The sequence below is a fragment of the Gordonia sp. LMA484 genome (assembly GCF_058129505.1).
Map to the genome: position 1 here is coordinate 3,277,295 of NZ_CM176700.1, position 16,259 is coordinate 3,293,553.

The 16,259-nt window shown below is 66.1% G+C and carries 13 protein-coding genes; 8 read left to right on the top strand and 5 right to left on the bottom strand.

What is annotated here, in order from left to right; genetic code table 11:
* Positions 1 to 99 precede the first annotated feature (99 nt).
* Positions 100 to 3,861, top strand: a complete 3,762-nt coding sequence (locus AC4AMJ_RS14400; RefSeq protein WP_489918433.1) for a multifunctional oxoglutarate decarboxylase/oxoglutarate dehydrogenase thiamine pyrophosphate-binding subunit/dihydrolipoyllysine-residue succinyltransferase subunit — start codon at positions 100 to 102, stop codon at positions 3,859 to 3,861.
* A 200-nt stretch (positions 3,862 to 4,061) separates the two neighbouring features.
* Here the strand turns inward: AC4AMJ_RS14400 and AC4AMJ_RS14405 are convergent, their stop codons facing one another.
* Positions 4,062 to 4,952, bottom strand: a complete 891-nt coding sequence (locus AC4AMJ_RS14405) for an endonuclease domain-containing protein (protein ID WP_489912933.1) — start codon at positions 4,950 to 4,952, stop codon at positions 4,062 to 4,064.
* Between the two features lie 245 nt (positions 4,953 to 5,197).
* The gene (locus AC4AMJ_RS14410; RefSeq protein ID WP_489900815.1) at positions 5,198 to 5,767 is read right to left on the bottom strand and encodes a TetR/AcrR family transcriptional regulator; all 570 of its coding nucleotides are present in this window, start codon (positions 5,765 to 5,767) and stop codon (positions 5,198 to 5,200) included.
* A 156-nt stretch (positions 5,768 to 5,923) separates the two neighbouring features.
* Here AC4AMJ_RS14410 and AC4AMJ_RS14415 point away from each other — a divergent pair, with 156 nt between their 5' ends.
* The 5 genes from AC4AMJ_RS14415 (at position 5,924) to AC4AMJ_RS14435 (ending at position 11,461) form a co-directional block, all read left to right on the top strand.
* A complete protein-coding gene (locus tag AC4AMJ_RS14415; RefSeq protein ID WP_489900503.1) occupies positions 5,924 to 7,459 on the top strand; it encodes a flavin-containing monooxygenase in 1,536 nt (511 codons plus the stop codon).
* Positions 7,460 to 7,542: 83 nt separating this feature from the next.
* Positions 7,543 to 8,373: an SDR family NAD(P)-dependent oxidoreductase gene (locus AC4AMJ_RS14420; RefSeq protein WP_489912935.1), complete on the top strand. Its 831-nt coding sequence runs from the start codon at positions 7,543 to 7,545 to the stop codon at positions 8,371 to 8,373.
* A 183-nt stretch (positions 8,374 to 8,556) separates the two neighbouring features.
* Positions 8,557 to 8,817 (top strand): FeoA family protein, encoded by a 261-nt coding sequence (locus AC4AMJ_RS14425; RefSeq protein ID WP_489912936.1) that lies wholly within the window; start codon positions 8,557 to 8,559, stop codon positions 8,815 to 8,817.
* Entirely contained in the window at positions 8,814 to 10,841 is a 2,028-nt protein-coding gene (gene feoB / locus AC4AMJ_RS14430) for a ferrous iron transporter B (protein ID WP_489912937.1), read from the top strand. Before AC4AMJ_RS14425 ends, feoB begins: the two co-directional genes overlap by 4 nt.
* Positions 10,842 to 10,846: 5 nt before the next feature.
* Positions 10,847 to 11,461 (top strand): NifU family protein, encoded by a 615-nt coding sequence (locus AC4AMJ_RS14435; RefSeq protein WP_489912939.1) that lies wholly within the window; start codon positions 10,847 to 10,849, stop codon positions 11,459 to 11,461.
* A gap of 34 nt (positions 11,462 to 11,495) precedes the next feature.
* On the opposite strand, the gene AC4AMJ_RS14440 is transcribed toward AC4AMJ_RS14435, so the two are convergent.
* Together AC4AMJ_RS14440 and AC4AMJ_RS14445 are read right to left on the bottom strand one after the other, a co-directional pair.
* Positions 11,496 to 12,440 (bottom strand): glycine betaine ABC transporter substrate-binding protein, encoded by a 945-nt coding sequence (locus AC4AMJ_RS14440; RefSeq protein ID WP_489912941.1) that lies wholly within the window; start codon positions 12,438 to 12,440, stop codon positions 11,496 to 11,498.
* A 10-nt stretch (positions 12,441 to 12,450) separates the two neighbouring features.
* Entirely contained in the window at positions 12,451 to 13,071 is a 621-nt protein-coding gene (locus AC4AMJ_RS14445) for a MarC family protein (RefSeq protein ID WP_489900497.1), read from the bottom strand.
* A 38-nt stretch (positions 13,072 to 13,109) separates the two neighbouring features.
* Between AC4AMJ_RS14445 and AC4AMJ_RS14450 the strand changes: the two genes are divergently transcribed.
* Positions 13,110 to 14,183: a magnesium and cobalt transport protein CorA gene (locus AC4AMJ_RS14450; protein WP_489900814.1), complete on the top strand. Its 1,074-nt coding sequence runs from the start codon at positions 13,110 to 13,112 to the stop codon at positions 14,181 to 14,183.
* A 3-nt stretch (positions 14,184 to 14,186) separates the two neighbouring features.
* Here the strand turns inward: AC4AMJ_RS14450 and AC4AMJ_RS14455 are convergent, their stop codons facing one another.
* On the bottom strand, positions 14,187 to 14,762 hold the full coding sequence (locus AC4AMJ_RS14455) for a suppressor of fused domain protein (RefSeq protein ID WP_489912944.1): 576 nt from the start codon (positions 14,760 to 14,762) through the stop codon (positions 14,187 to 14,189).
* A gap of 235 nt (positions 14,763 to 14,997) precedes the next feature.
* On the opposite strand from AC4AMJ_RS14455, the gene fmdA reads away from it, so the two are divergent.
* Positions 14,998 to 16,251: a formamidase gene (gene fmdA / locus AC4AMJ_RS14460; RefSeq protein WP_489912946.1), complete on the top strand. Its 1,254-nt coding sequence runs from the start codon at positions 14,998 to 15,000 to the stop codon at positions 16,249 to 16,251.
* The last annotated feature ends 8 nt before the right edge of the window (positions 16,252 to 16,259 follow it).

Consider the following 16,259-nt stretch of genomic DNA (forward strand, 5'->3'; position numbering starts at 1 on the left):
TGGTGACAAGCGACCCGACACCAGAGGGAATTGAGGCGAGTAAGCGCTGTGAGCAGTTCGATTTCAGACTTCGGACAAAATACGTGGCTGGTCGAGGAGATGTACCAGCAATACAAGAAGGATCCCAAGTCGGTCGATCCGAGTTGGCATGACTTCCTGGCCACCTACGATCCGAACTCGAACGGCTCTCCCGCCGACACCACCACCGCGAACGGCGGGTCGAGCACCACCGCCACCGCCAAGCCTGCACCTGCGGCGCCCCGCTCGGAAGCTCCGTCACCGGCACCGCAGCAGCCGCGGCCGAAGCAGCCGACCAAGCAGGTGACCCTTGACCAGCAGCCCGCCGCCACCGCCGCCGTCCGTAAGCCGGGACCGGCCAAGGAGTCCACCGCGACCAAAGCCGCATCCGGTCAGAGCACCGCCAGCCGGGACGGTTCGGCCCGATCACACAAGTCGAAGGACGCGGCCAAGGGCGCCTCCGCAACACCTTCGGCCGACGAGAACAAGGTCCTGCGCGGGCCCGCCGCCGCGATCGCGAAGAACATGTCGGCCTCGCTGGAGATCCCGACCGCCACCAGCGTTCGCGCCGTGCCCGCCAAGCTGATGATCGACAACCGCATCGTCATCAACAATCATCTCGCGCGCACCCGCGGCGGCAAGATCAGCTTCACCCACATCCTCGGCTACGCGATCGTCCAGGCGATCAAGGCGTTCCCGAACATGAATCGACACTTCGCCGAGGTCGACGGGAAGCCCAACGCGGTCACCCCGGCCCACACCAATCTCGGCCTGGCCATCGACCTCGTCGGCAAGGATGGCAACCGCACGCTGGTGGTCGCGGCCATCAAGAAGTGCGAGACCATGGGCTTCGCCGAGTTCTACAACGCTTATCAGGACATCGTGCGCCGCGCCCGCGACGGCAAGCTCACCGGTGACGACTTCGCCGGGGTGACCGTCTCGCTGACCAACCCGGGCACCATCGGCACCGTCCACTCGGTGCCCCGCCTGATGAAGGGTCAGGGCGCGATCGTCGGCGCCGGCGCGATGGAGTATCCGGCAGAGTTCCAGGGCGCGAGCGACGAGCAGATCGCCGAGCTCGGCGTCGGCAAGCTCATGACGCTGACCTCCACCTACGACCACCGCATCATCCAGGGTGCGGAGTCCGGCGACTTCTTGCGTACCGTCCACGAGCTGCTGCTCGACGACGCGTTCTACGACGAGATCTTCACCGCGTTCCACATTCCCTACGAGCCGGTCCGGTGGCGTCGGGACATCCCCGCGGGTCTCGTCGACAAGAGCACCCGCGTGCTGGAGATCATCGCCGCGTACCGCAATCGCGGACACCTCATGGCCGACATCGACCCGCTGATGATGGACAGCGACGCGCGGGCGAGCCACCCTGACCTCGATGTGCTCACCTATGGCCTGACCCTCTGGGATCTCGACCGCACGTTCAACGTCGGCGGATTCCACGGCCAGGACAAAATGAAGCTGCGCGACGTGCTGTCGATCCTGCGCGACGCGTACTGCCGCCACGTCGGCGTCGAGTACACGCACATCCTTGAACCCGAGCAGCAGCGCTGGGTTCAGGAACGCGTCGAGATCAAGCACGTCAAGCCACCCGTGGCCGAGCAGAAGTACATCCTTTCCAAGCTGAACGCGGCCGAGGCCTTCGAGACCTTCCTGCAGACCAAGTACGTCGGACAGAAGCGCTTCTCACTGGAGGGCGCCGAAGCCGTGATCCCGATGATGGATGCCGTCATCGATCAGGGCGCCGAGCACACCCTCAACGAAGTCGTCATCGGTATGCCGCACCGCGGTCGCCTCAACGTGCTCGCCAACATCGTCGGCAAGCCGTACTCGAAGATCTTCACCGAGTTCGAGGGCAATCTGAACCCATCGCAGGCCCACGGTTCCGGCGACGTCAAGTACCACCTCGGCGCCGAGGGCAAGTACTACCAGATGTTCGGCGACAACGAGATCAACGTCTCGCTTACCGCGAATCCCAGCCACCTCGAAGCGGTCGACCCGGTTCTCGAGGGACTCGTCCGTGCCAAGCAGGATCTGCTCGACGACGACGACCAGTTCTCGGTCCTCCCGCTGATGCTGCACGGCGATGCCGCCTTCGCAGGCCAGGGTGTGGTCGCCGAGACCCTGAACATGGCGATGCTCCCGGGCTACCGGACCGGCGGCACCATCCACATCGTGGTCAACAACCAGGTCGGCTTCACCACCGCGCCGGAGCACTCCCGCTCCACCGAGTACTGCACCGACGTCGCCAAGATGATCGGCGCGCCGATCTTCCACGTCAACGGTGACGATCCCGAGGCCTGCGTGTGGGTCGCCAAGCTGGCCGTCGACTACCGGCAGGCCTTCGGCAAGGACGTCGTCATCGACCTCGTATGCTTCCGTCGTCGCGGCCACAACGAGGGCGACGACCCGTCGATGACCCAGCCGGCCATGTACGACGTGATCGACACCAAGCGCGGCGTCCGCAAGAGCTACACCGAAGCCCTGATCGGTCGTGGCGACATCTCGACCAAGGAGGCCGAGGACGCCCTGCGGGATTACCAGGGACAGCTCGAGCGGGTGTTCAACGAGGTCAAGGAACTCGAGAAGTATCACGCCGAGCCGAGTCCGTCGATCCAGGCCGACCAGACGCTGCCGACACGGCTCGTGACCGCGGTCGACAAGGAGGTCCTCGAGGCCATCGGCGACGCCTTCCTGCACACGCCCGAGGGGTTCGAGGCACATCCGCGTGTCAAGCCCGTCCTCGAACGTCGCCACGAGATGTCCCGCCACGGGAACATCGATTGGGCGTTCGCCGAGTTGCTGGCCTTCGGTTCCCTCGTCCTCGAGGGCCGGATGGTTCGACTGTCCGGTCAGGACTCCCGGCGCGGCACCTTCACCCAGCGTCACTCGGTGCTCATCGACCGCGAAACCGGTTCGGAGTACACGCCACTCAACCGTCTCAAGACGATCGAAGGCGACGACGCCCCGGGCAAGTTCATGGTCTATGACTCGCCGCTGTCGGAGTTCGCGGTCGTCGGCTTCGAGTACGGCTACTCGGTCGGCAACCCGGACGCGCTGGTGATGTGGGAGGCGCAGTTCGGTGACTTCGTCAACGGCGCCCAGTCGATCATCGACGAGTTCATCTCGTCGGGTGAGGCCAAGTGGGGCCAGCTGTCCGACGTCGTCCTGATGCTGCCCCACGGACACGAGGGCCAGGGCCCCGACCACACCTCGGGCCGTATCGAACGGTTCCTGCAGCTGTGTGCGGAGGGATCGATGACGGTGGCGCTGCCGTCGACGCCGGCGAGCTACTTCCATCTGCTGCGTCGCCATGTTCTCGACGGCATCAGCCGACCGCTCATCGTCTTCACCCCGAAGTCGATGCTGCGCAACAAGAACGCCGTCTCACCAGTCGAGGAATTCACCGACGACAAGTTCCGCTCCGTCCTCGATGACCCGAAGTTCGTCGGCGGCGGCGATCGCAGCAAGGTCAAGCGCGTCTTGCTGGTGAGCGGCAAGCTCTACTACGAGCTCGCCGCGCGCCGCGACAAGGAGAAGCGCGACGATGTGGCGATCGTCCGCATCGAGCAGCTCTACCCGGTGCCGCACCGCCGCCTGCGCAACACACTCGAGCAGTACCCGAATGCCGAAGACTTCCGCTGGGTTCAGGAGGAGCCGGCCAACCAGGGCCCGTGGCCGTTCCTGGGTCTGTGGCTGCCCGAGGTCTTGCCGGATGTCCTCAGCGGCCTCCGCCGGATCTCGCGTCGCGCGATGTCGGCGCCGTCGTCGGGCTCGAGCAAGGTGCACGCCGTGGAGCAGCAGGAGATCCTCGACGAGTGTTTCTCCTGATCTGACCCAAGCAAGATCCGACCACGACGGCGGGTATCCCTTCCGGGACACCCGCCGTCGTCGTCTCCGCCGACAGAACCCCAGATCCCGCCGACAGAACCCGGAATAGCGCCGACAGAACCCAGGATTGCGGCGGCAGAACCCGGAATCTCGCCGACAGAACCACGAATCTTGCCGACGGAACCCGTTCGATACAACACTCAGAAGAACCCGCCGCGTGCGCGCAGCGCCTGCTCGAGCTCCATGATGATTCCCCACTGATCAGTCCGCATCCGGTCTGCGGTGATGCGTTTGACGATCCAACCGAGTGCTGTCAGCTTGGCATCACGTGCCTCGTCGTGCGTTCGCTGCTCCGGAGTGGAGTGGAACTCTTCGCCGTCGTACTCGATCGCGATCTTGAGTCTCTCGTATGCGAGGTCGATCCGCGCGAAGATGTGGCCGGTGAGCGGATCGGCCACCTCCACCTGCAGGTCCGGTGTCGGGAGATCACCGTTGAACATGAGTAGCCGGAGCCAGCTCTCGGGCGGCGACTCCGACCTGCCGTCGATCATCGGTATCAGCGCACGCAATTGGCGGATACCGCGGCGAGCCCCGAACCTCTCGACGTAGTCGACGAGGTCTTCGGGACACAGACCGGTCGCCCGAGCCAGGTCATCGAGGTGGCCGAGCGCGCGCCATTCCGGCGGCACACGGCCTATGTCCAGCGCGGTTCGACGGACCGAGGTCACCGAAATGCCGTCGACCTCGACGACATCATCGGGATCGAGTTCGGTGCGGTGCACAGCACGCCCGCGGCCTCGTTTGTTGCCGGCGTCAGGAGCACGGATCAATTCGACGGTGAAGTCTCCGTCATGCCACTTGCCGCCGTGCATCACCTTCGCGGCGATCCCCGCGACAACCACGTCATCCGGCGCGGACAGGGCGGTCGCGACGATGCGCTCACGGGGCGCGAGAATCGCTGAGCGATCGACGTAGTTGTGCCCGTGCAACCGCGTGAACGCCGCAGAGAACTGCTCGGCGGACATGTCGGCAGCCGCCACTGCCTTCTTGCGTCGCACCAGGTATCGATCGTCGGCGGGTGTTCGTGTCATGACGACATTGGACGGTACGAACGCGACGCCAGTGGCGGCAGATCACGCACATGTGGATAACTCGGCGGCTGTCCACAGATTTACCTGCGAACGCTCGTCGGGATTCGGTCGGGCGTTTTGGGGTTCTGTCGGTGAGATGCCGGGTTCTGTCGGCGGGTTTTGGGGTTCTGTCGGCGGGTTTTGGGGTTCAGTCGGCGCGTTTTGGGGTTCTGTCGGCGAGATTCCGGATTCTGTCAGCGAAGGAGTCAGGGCTGGACGACCGATGCCAGCGCCGGTAGCGCTGCGGTGATCACCGCCAGCAACTGCTCGCGGGTGATCACCGGGTCGGTCAACCAGCTGATGGTGGTCTCCTCCACGAACGAGATCCAGCCGTGGACCGTCATCTCGACGACCGGGGTCACCTCGATCCCCAACGCAGGCGCATGATCCAGCACGCGTCCCGCCATCACGGCGCGCGTCTGGTCGAAGACCTCACGCATGGCCGGATCGGCGCTGGACGAACCACGCATGAACGCCATGTAGGCCTTGCGGTTCGCGCTCACATAGTCGATGAACGCCGACATCGACCCGGAGAGCATCGCGATCGGATCGCCGAGGTCGGGATCGGGCGTGGTGCACTCGAGCATCTCGTCGGCCTGCGCCCGCGCGATGGCGACGTGGAAATCCTGCTTCGACTCGAAATAGTGGAAGAGCAGTGCCCGCGACACACCCGCCGACTCGGCGATGGCGTCGATCGACACCTGCTCGAGTGGGCGCTCACGCACCATGGCGAGGCCCAACGCGATGAGCTGGTCGCGCCGCGCCTCGGGACTCATCCGGGTCCGCTTCACCGTCGGCACAGAACCTGGGGTCACTGCCACAGTGTAGGTGTCCTTTCCGCCGTCGTTGCTGATGAACCCCACCGTAGGGCCTTATTGACCAACATTCAACAGACTATTGACGCATATTCAGTAGACCTCTATGGTGAGACCATGACAATGATCGATGTACAGATCGCCATCGTCGGGGCAGGCTTCTCCGGCCTGGGCGCAGCCATCAAGCTCAAGCAGAACGGATTCGACGACTTCGTGATCCTGGATCGCGGGGCGGACTTCGGCGGCACCTGGCGTGACAACACCTATCCGGGCGCGGCCTGCGACGTCCCGTCACAGCTCTACTCCTATTCGTTCGCCCACAATCCGCGCTGGTCACGGTCGTATTCCCACCAGCCGGAGATCCACCGCTACATCAACGACGTCGCCGACGAGCACTCCGTGCGCGCCCACACCCGCTTCCGCACCGAGGTCGAGAACGCGCAGTGGCATGAGGACGAACGCCGCTGGATTCTCGATGTCGTCCGCGACGGTCAGCGGGATCAGGTCCGCGCCCAGATCATGGTCGGCGCCGTCGGACCCCTGTGCGAGCCCAACCTGCCCGCGATCGACGGATTCGACACCTACCGCGGCAAGATCGTCCACTCAGCCCGGTGGGACGACGATTTCGACTTCGCCGGGAAGCGTGTCGCCGTGATCGGCACGGGCGCGTCGGCGATCCAGCTGGTGCCCGAGCTCGCCGAGGTCGTCGACCGACTCGACGTTTACCAGCGCACCGCCCCGTGGATCGTGCCGCGCACCGAACGCGCCTACACCGGCGCCGAACACTGGGCGTACGAGAACGTGCCCGGATTCCAGTCCGCGGTACGTGGAGCCGTCTACGCCATGAACGAGGTCACCGCGTTCGGTCTCACCTACTCCCCGAAGAGCCTCAAGCCGATCGAGCTCGTGTGCCGGGCGAACATCGCGCGGGCCATCAAAGACCCGGAACTGCGACGCAAGGTCACCCCGTCGTTCCAGGTCGGCTGCAAGCGAATCCTGCGGTCCAACGACTGGTACCCGGCGATAGCCCGCGGCAACGTCGACCTGGTCACCGACGGCATCGACTCGATCACCGAGACCGGCATCGTCACCAAGGACGGCAGCAGCCGTGAGGTCGACGTGATCGTGGTGGCCACCGGCTTCCACGTCACCGACTCCCCCGTCTTCGAGAAGATCGTCGGCGCCGACGGTCGCAGCCTGACCAGCGTGTGGGATGAGATCGGCATGCAGGGCTACAAGGGCTCCTTCGTCAACGGCTTCCCGAACATGATGCTGATGATCGGACCGTCGACCGGACTCGGCCACACCTCGATGGTCTACATGATCGAATCGCAGCTGAACTATCTGGTCGACTACCTGAAGACCACTCGCGCGCAAGGCATCACCCGCACCGACGTCAAGCTCGACGCGCAGCGGGAGTTCAACAACGGGATCCAGCACAGCTTGCGCAACAGCGTGTGGGTCAACGGGGGCTGCGCCTCCTGGTACAAGGACCACCACGGCAACATCACCACGCTGTGGCCCGGATTCACCTTCAACTTCCGGCGGATCACCAAGCGGTTCGACATCGCCGCCTACGATGTGGAGCGTCGCGGACAACGCGCCACCGCCTCCCCCGCCGCCGAGGCGCAGCCGGCGACGGCTGCCGTCTGATCCCCACGGTCTGATCCCCACGGTCTGATCCCCACGGTCTGATCCGTACCGTCTGATCCCCCGATCCGAACGAGGAGTACACAGTGAAAGACTTTCGTGACAAGGTCGTCGTCATCACCGGCGCCGGGTCGGGCATGGGCCGCGACCTCGCCGTGAAGCTCGGGCGGATGGGCGCCAAACTCGCCATCTCCGACATGAATCCGGAAGGTCTCGCGGCCACCGAGAAGTTGGTCGGCGAGACCGGTGCGCAGGTCCACGCGCAGATACTCAACGTCGCCGAGCGCGAAGCGGTTCTCTCCTACGCGGAAACCGTTGTGGCGCACTACGGCAAGGTCAACGTGATCTTCAACAACGCGGGTATCGCCCATCACGGCGAGATCGAGCGCACGGAGTTCAAGGACATCGAGCGCGTGATGGATGTCGACTATTGGGGCGTCGTCAACGGCACGAAGGCGTTTCTGCCGCACATCATCGAGTCCGGTGACGGTCACATCGTCAACACCTCGTCGCTGTTCGGTCTGCTCGCCGAACCCGGGCAGGCCGCTTACAACTCGGCCAAGTTCGCGGTCCGCGGCTTCACCGAGGCGCTGAACCAGGAGATGATCCTGGCGAAGCACCCGGTGAAGGTGACCTGCGTGCATCCGGGTGGGATCAAGACGGCCATTGCGCGCAACGCGACCACCTCCGGCGACCACGACCAGAAGAAGTCGGCGGACTTCTTCGACCGCTATCTCGCGCGGATGTCCTCGGAGGACGCCGCCGACGTCATCATCAACGGAGTCCGCAAGAACCGTGCCAGGGTCCTGGTCGGCACGGACGCGAAACTGCTCGACCTCTGGGTCCGCATCGTTGCATCCGGCTACCAGGGCATCACCGCGCGAGTGACCGGATGGGCGCTCTCGAAGGCGAACTGACCGCGAACTGAGCGGCGCCGATCGGACAACACCGACAACCCTGACAACCCTGGCCGCCCCGCCTCGCGCGGGGCGGTTTTGGTGACTGAAGACCCTCCCGCACGAAGGCAAGCCGAACCTACTATGGGTGGAGTCTTGGCGTTGGGGTTCCATCCCGGCACCCCGCTGGGGATCGAGGGTGTGATGAGTGTTTCGCGTATGGGTGTGACCGGTGGTCTCGCCGATCTGAGGATCGGCGAGCGACGACGCGTCCAGGGGATCGCGGCGACATGCCCGCCCGAGGTGACCCGCAGGCTGGCGAGCCTCGGCTTCGTACCAGGTGCCGAGGTCACCAAGGTGCGCAACGCCCCGATGCGCGATCCGAGCATCTACCGCGTGATGGACTACGACATCTGCCTGCGAGCGCGAGAGGCCGCCCAGATCATGTGTGAGGCGACCGAGTGACGGACTGTCACGGACCCGGCGCCGGCCCCTCCCGGTCTTCCGGCGGTGACCATGGCACCGGGACCGTCGCCCTCATCGGCAGCCCGAACGCGGGCAAGACATCTGTCTTCAACGCCCTCACCGGATTACGGATGAAGACCGGCAACTATCCGGGCGTCACCGTGGCGCGCACGGTCGGCCGTGCCAAGATCCCGGCACCCGATCCGGCCGGAACGTCGTCGGTGATCGAACTCGAGGATCTGCCCGGCGCCTACAGCCTGGACCCCATCTCCCCCGACGAGCAGGTGGTCGCCGACCTCCTCAATGGCACGCTGCCCGCAGCCGAAAGGCCCGATGCCGCACTGGTCGTCGTCGACTGTACGACGTTGCGTCGATCCCTCGCTCTCGTCGCAGAGACCCTCAACCTGGGAATTCCGGTGGCGGTCGTCCTCACGATGACCGACGAGATGGAAACCCGGGGTGGCACGGTCGACGTGTCGAGCCTGCAAGAGGTGCTCGGCGTCCCGGTTCGCGCAGTGATCGGGACGCGCGTGTCCAGCCTCGGAGGTGTCCGCGCGCTCCTGGCCGACCCGACGTCCTGGAGCCGACCGCCGATCCCGCCGCCATGCGAGCCGGGCCCCGAGCGCGACGACTGGGTGAACTCGGTCGTGCTGCTGTCGGGCTACCGCGCTCCGGCCGAACACGCCCGCACCGTGACGATCGATCGGTGGTTGCTGCACCCGATGCTGGGCAGCGCCTTGTTCCTGGCCTTCATGTTCGTCTTCTTCCAGATCGTGTTCACCGTGGCCGCACCGCTGCAGGGATGGGTCGAGAACCTCTTCTCCTGGCTCGGCGGCATCGTGACCGATCACGTGTCGACGCCGGTCCTGGCCGATTTCCTGTCCACCGCGCTCATCGGTGGTGTCGGCACGGTATTGACCTTCGTGCCCCAGATCATGCTGATGTTCCTGCTCATCGCACTGATGGAGAACATCGGCTACATGTCGCGGGCCGCATTCCTCACCGATCGGGTGATGAGCCGGGCGGGTCTGGAGGGACGGGCCTTCGTCGCGATGCTGTCATCGTTCGCGTGTGCCGTGCCCGGCATCATGGCGACCCGGACCCTGCCGTCGTCACGGGACCGTATCGCCACCGCGATCACCGCGCCGCTCATGACCTGCTCGGCCCGAATCCCGGTGTACGTGCTGCTCATCGGCCTGCTCGTACCTCCCGATGCGCGGTTCGGCCCCGTCGGCGCACAGGGCGCGGTGATGTTCGCCCTGTACTTCCTCGGCGGGTCGTCGGCGATGCTGGCGGCGGCGGTCTTCAAACGAACGAAATCCCTGCGCAGCGGACTGCTGCCGTTCTACATGGAGATGCCGCCCTACCGGACGCCGTCGCCGAAATCGGTGATGTTGATGATGTGGGACTCCACGCGGATGTTCCTGCGCAAGGTCGGCAAGATCATTCTGCTGACCTCGGTCGCGCTGTGGCTGCTGCTGTCGCTGCCCGCCCACAGCACCGAGGCCGCCACGGTCGAGTCGGACACGGTCGCCACCCAGCTCGCCCAGGGCGCCACCGCCGACGACGCCCGGACGGCCGGCGAGGCGGCGGCCCGCTCCTACGTCATGGAGAACAGTTTCGCGGCGTCCGTCGGCAAATTCGTCGAGCCCGTGTTCGAACCCCTCGGCTTCGATTGGCGCATCGACATCGGCATCCTCGGTTCGTTCGCCGCACGCGAGGTGGTGGTCTCGACGCTCGGACAGATCGCCTCGGCCGAGAATCCCGACAACCCGTCGCAAGCACTGTCGACGATGACCTACACCGACGGACCTCATCAGGGTGAGAAGGTGTTCTCGGCACCGACGATCGTGGCCATGCTGCTGTTCTTCGTCTATGCCCTGCAGTGCATGTCGACGATCGGCGCGTTGCGCCGGGAGACCAACTCCTGGAAGTGGCCCGCGATCGCATGGAGCTACATGTTCGTGCTCGCCTGGGTGGCCGGATTCATCGGGCACCAGATCACTGCCGCGGTCACCCGGTAGGCATCGTGTCGGTCCTGCTGATACCCACCGCCGATCCCGAGTCCGGATCGACCATCCGATGGCGCGTGGGGCCCGGGCTCGTGCGCGTCACAGGATCGGTACCCCGGGAGCGTTTGCTGGGTCCGCTGCGGGCTCTGGCCGACGATGGCGTTCTCACCGCGGTTCGGGTACAGCCCGGCCGGGTCGAGACCACGTTCGCCGATGCGCCACCCACATCGGTCGACGGCGCCCGCGTGCGGTCGGCCCTCTATGACGTGCTGTCGGCGCCGGGCGGCTGGCCCGACGACGAGCCATCTGCCGACGATGGTGCAGCGTCGGATCACAGCGACATCAGTACCTCGGATACCGCGCGCGCCGCCGACCGCGAGCTCGCCCAGACGGTGACGACGATCCTGCAGGGCGAGTTCGGCATGTATGCGGCCTCACACGGCGGTCGGATCGAATTGGTCGACGTCCACGACGGCATCGTCACCGTGGCGCTCGGGGGCGCATGCCATGGTTGCGCCGCGGCCAACATCACGCTGAGTCGTAACCTGGCATCGCGGTTGCGACGCGAACCCGGATTCTCCTCGCTGGCCAGCACCGACGACCCACCGGTCGAGCGCGGCCGCCGGCCTTGACCCTCCGGCGAAGGTCGTCGACAGACCCGGTCGGTCAGAGTCCGTGCTCGGCGAGCCAGCTGGTCGCGACCTCGTGTGCGTTCGCGCCCTCGCTCACCCGCTGCGCGAGCCCGGCGAGGTCCGCGGTGGTCATCTCGCCGGCGACCACGTTCATCGTCTTCACCTGATCTGTCGACAGCGCACCCGTGCGGTAGACCGGTACGAGAGTTTGCGGCCGGGGGCCCACCGGGGCGGCGACGTCGGTGGTCGTCGCCGGCGACGTCGTGCTCGGCGTCGTGCTCTCGGTCGCCGGGGACGCCGAGCGCAAGGCCCTGATGTCGCCGATCGCACCCTCTGCGTCACCGCCGGCGACGTCGAGCGGAGTCAGGATCCCGACGGCCCGGCCGGTGGCGACCCGAGCGGCCGCGTCGGCCACCGACCCCACGGACTCGACCGGGCCGAACCGGCAGCCGGCGGCGGTGAATGCTTCGATGACCCCCTGATCCGGCCGGCCCACGACCACCAGCGGCGAACCGGCGGGCAGGCGATCACAATCCGTGAGGTCCGTGACGTTGCCGCGGTCGGCGATCGATGCCGCGACGAAGACCTCCGGCGTGGCTGTCACCATCGTCGGATCGCCAACGGAAACCCCCTGCGGGAGTGAACGATTCAGGTCCTTATAGACGTCATCAGGGGTCTGCGGGGTCAGTTGGGGCGCGAGTTGGTCGAGCAGGAGGCCGCTGAACGCCGGAAAGAGATCCACGGTGGCGGCGTCCATGTCGTCGAGCAAGTCGCGATAGTCCCCGGTCTCCATGGTCGTCGACACCGAGCTGCCCGCGTTGCGCAGAGCGCCGGCGTAGACCTCGGACATCACGGACATCGCCGGTGTCCCGGTCGATCCCACCACCAGCTCACCTCGGTCGGCGTCGTCCGAGCAGCCGACCACCGCCACGGCGAGGGCACAGATCATCAGGATCGCTGTCGCTGCGCGCTTGATCACGCGCCCCACGTTAGCCGCCCGCTGCGATGAACCCGGCGATGGAGTCGGCGATGAGTTGCACGGCGATCGCCGCGAGCAGCAGGCCCGCGATCTTGGCGAGCAGGGTGATCCCGCCGACCCCGAGAAGTCGGATCAGGACGGTCGAGTATCGGAGCACGATCATCACGATGAGGTGGACGCTGATGATGGCCGCAGCGATGGCGACGTAACCGCCGACATCCCCGGACACCGCGCTGACGCCCACGATCACCGCGGCGATCGCTCCGGGTCCCGCGAGCAGCGGCGTACCGAGTGGGACGAGCGCGACGTTCACATCATCACTGGCCTGAGGATTCCCGGCGTTGCCGAGACCAGTGAGCAGTTGCAGGGCCACCAGCAGGAGGAGCAGTCCGCCGGCGCCCTGCAGGGCCGGGATCCCGATGTGCAGGTAGTTCAGGATCGCCTTGCCCCCGACGGCGAAGACGCTGATGACGAACAGACTCACCATCGGCGCCTGCCATGCCGCCCGCTTGCGGTACTCCGGGGAGCGGTGTCCGACGAGGCTCAGGAAGACGGGCACCTGGCCCGGCGGGTCCATGATCACGACCAGCGTGATCAGCGTCGTCGTATAGACGGTCACGTCGAAGGGCACGCGGTGATCCTACGAGTAGCATCCCTGATGTGCCTTCGATGCCGCACCTACGTCCGGGAGGACTCGTTCCTCCGCGACGGGACAAACGGCCCCTGCCCCGGATCCGGATACCGGCGGCACGTGCCGTCGTCGACTGTGCGGTCTACATCGACGGCGAGCGCCAACCCGGCCGGATCTCCTACTCCGACGCCCTACGGCAGGTGCGTTCGACCGGAGAAGGGTTCGTCTGGCTCGGGCTGCACGCACCCGACGACGAACAGATGCAGGGCGTCGGCGAGGTGTTCGGTCTGCACGAACTGGTCGTCGAGGATGCCGTACACGCCCATCAGCGCCCCAAGCTCGAGGTCTACGACGACACCCAGTTCCTGGTTCTGCGGACGGTGAAGTATGTCGAACACGAGTCGATGGAGAAGGCCAGCGAGGTCGTCGAGACCGGCGAGATCATGATCTTCGTCGGGTCGGATTTCGTGATCACGGTCCGACACGGTGACCACACACATCTGTCCGGGGTCCGACGTCGTCTCGAAGCCCGGCCCGAACGCCTCGTGCTCGGGCCGACCGCAGTCCTGCACGCGATCGCCGACCTCGTGGTGGACAGCTACCTCGCGGTCACCGACGAGATGGAGACCGACATCGTCGCCATCGAGTCGGCGGTGTTCGGACCGCAGCGCTGGCTCAACATCGACCCCGTCTACCTCCTCAAGCGCGAGGTGCTCGAACTCCGGCGCGCGGTCACACCGCTCACCGGGCCACTGGCCAGACTGACCGCCGACAACGCGCTCGTACCGAAGGAGGTCCGCCGTCGATTCCGGGATGTCGCCGATCACCTGACCACGGTCATCGATCGCGTCGTCGAGTACGACGAGGTGCTGACCTCCCTGCTCGGCGCGGCGGCGGCGAAAGTGGGCATCCAGCAGAACACCGACATGCGCAAGATCTCGTCATGGGTCGCGATCGCCGCGGTGCCCACCCTCGTCGCGGGGATCTACGGGATGAACTTCGACCACATGCCCGAACTGCACGTGGTGTGGGGCTACCCGGCAGTGCTGCTCTTCCTTCTGGTCACGTGCGGGACCCTGTGGGTGGTGTTCCGGCGTCACCACTGGCTCTGACCGTCACAGTTTCGCGGCCGCCCGGTCGGCCGCCATCACATCGATCCCCGCCTCACGCCACGCCTCGCGCAGCGCGTCGGCGCCCTTCAATCGCACCCAGGCGGCCTCGTTGGCAGTGATGGGGATGGCCCGGAGAAACCGGGCCGGTTCCATCGGATCGTCGAGCGGCAATTCGCCGAGGGCATCGGGTTCGAGGATCAATGCCGTCGGCGCCGCGCCATCCCAGATCGGTTCGGACAGGTCGAGCAAGGCGTCCTCGGCGAGAATGAGCCCCTCGACCGACGGCGCCGCCGCCAGCGTCGCCATGCGCCGGTGCAGCCCGGGCAGCGCGGTCCCGCCATGCATGCGTATCACCAGTTCGGCACGTGGCCCCCGGACCGGATCGGCGTGCAGGTCCGTCGGCTCCGCCATCGGATGCCGCGCACAGCCCACCGTCACGTAGACGACGTCGGCGCCGTCGACGAAGCGCAGCACATCGATCGGCTCGACACCCAGGAAGGTCACGGAGGCCCGCTGCGGCTCGGCGCCGAACACCTCGACGAGATGGCGCAGGATGCGATCGGGGACACGGTCGTTCACGAGACCTACCGTAGGGCACCGCGCCGGCACCACGACATCTCACCGCCCCGACGTCGACACTCGCGACGGAGACTTCCGCGCACGGCCCGGGATCCGCTCGGGCACAGGACCCGGTTCCGCCGCCTGCCCAGAGCAATTCCCGTCATACGTAATTAACGTCGTCGATCCACTTCCGAGATATCGTGTGGATGGAATAGTTCCATACGGAACAATAATGCCCCAGGAGGTCAGTCCGGTGCCCGAGTTGCTCTTCCCGTTGGATTCGTCGAAGTCGTTCACCGATCAGCAGATCGTCGGCCACAACCGCTGGCACCCGGACATCCCGGCCGCGGTCACGGTGAAGCCGGGTGACACATTCCGTGCCCATTGCCGTGAGTGGTTCGACGGCGCCATCCACAACGACGACTCCGCCGACGACATTCTCAACGCACCCCTCGACGGCGTCCATGTCCTCTCGGGACCGTTCGCCATCGAAGGCGCCGAACCCGGGGACCTGCTCATCGTTGACATCCTCGATGTCGGCCCGATCCCCCAGGAGGATTCGGGTCCGCTGGCCGGGCAGGGCTGGGGCTACACCGGCATCTTCGCCACCCAGAACGGCGCCGGATTCCTCACCGAGCAGTTCCCGGACGCCTACAAGGCGATCTGGGACTTCAGCGGCCAGAGCGCGACGTCGAGGCACGTTCCGCACGTCAAGTACACCGGCATCGTCCATCCCGGACTGATGGGCACAGCGCCCTCATCCGCTCTGCTCGGAACATGGAATGCCCGCGAGGCCGCGTTGATCGCCACCGACCCGGACCGGGTACCACCGCTGGCGCTGCCACCACAGCCGAAGGACGCGATCCTCGGGACCCTGACCGGCGCCGAGTACGACCGCGTGGCCGCGGAGGCGGCCCGCACGGCGCCGCCCCGGGAGAACGGCGGCAACCAGGACATCAAGAACCTCACCAAGGGCACCCGCGTCTTCTATCCCGTCTTCGTTCCCGGCGCCAATCTCTCCTTCGGCGACCTGCACTTCTCACAGGGCGACGGCGAGATCACCTTTTGCGGCGCCATCGAGATGGGCGGGTTCATGGACCTGCACGTCGACCTCATCAAGGGGGGCATGGCGACCTACGGGGTCAGCGAGAACGCGATCTTCATGCCCGGCAACACCGACCCGCAATACTCGGAGTGGATCGCGTTCTCCGGCACCTCGGTCACCCTCGATGGCGAGCAGCGTTACCTCGACTCCGACCTGTCGTATCAGCGCGCCTGCCTGCACGCGATCGACTACCTGACGAAATTCGGCTACAGCCCGGAGCAGGCCTACCTCCTGCTGGGCTCCGCACCCATCGAGGGCCGACTGTCCGGTGTGGTCGACATCCCCAATTCCTGTGCGACGGTCTACATCCCCACCGCGATCTTCGACTTCCCGATCGCACCGTCAAAGGACGGACCGGTCCGGATCGACCCCGGGATGGGAGCGCCCCGCGCCTCCTTCTGAGCAGCGGG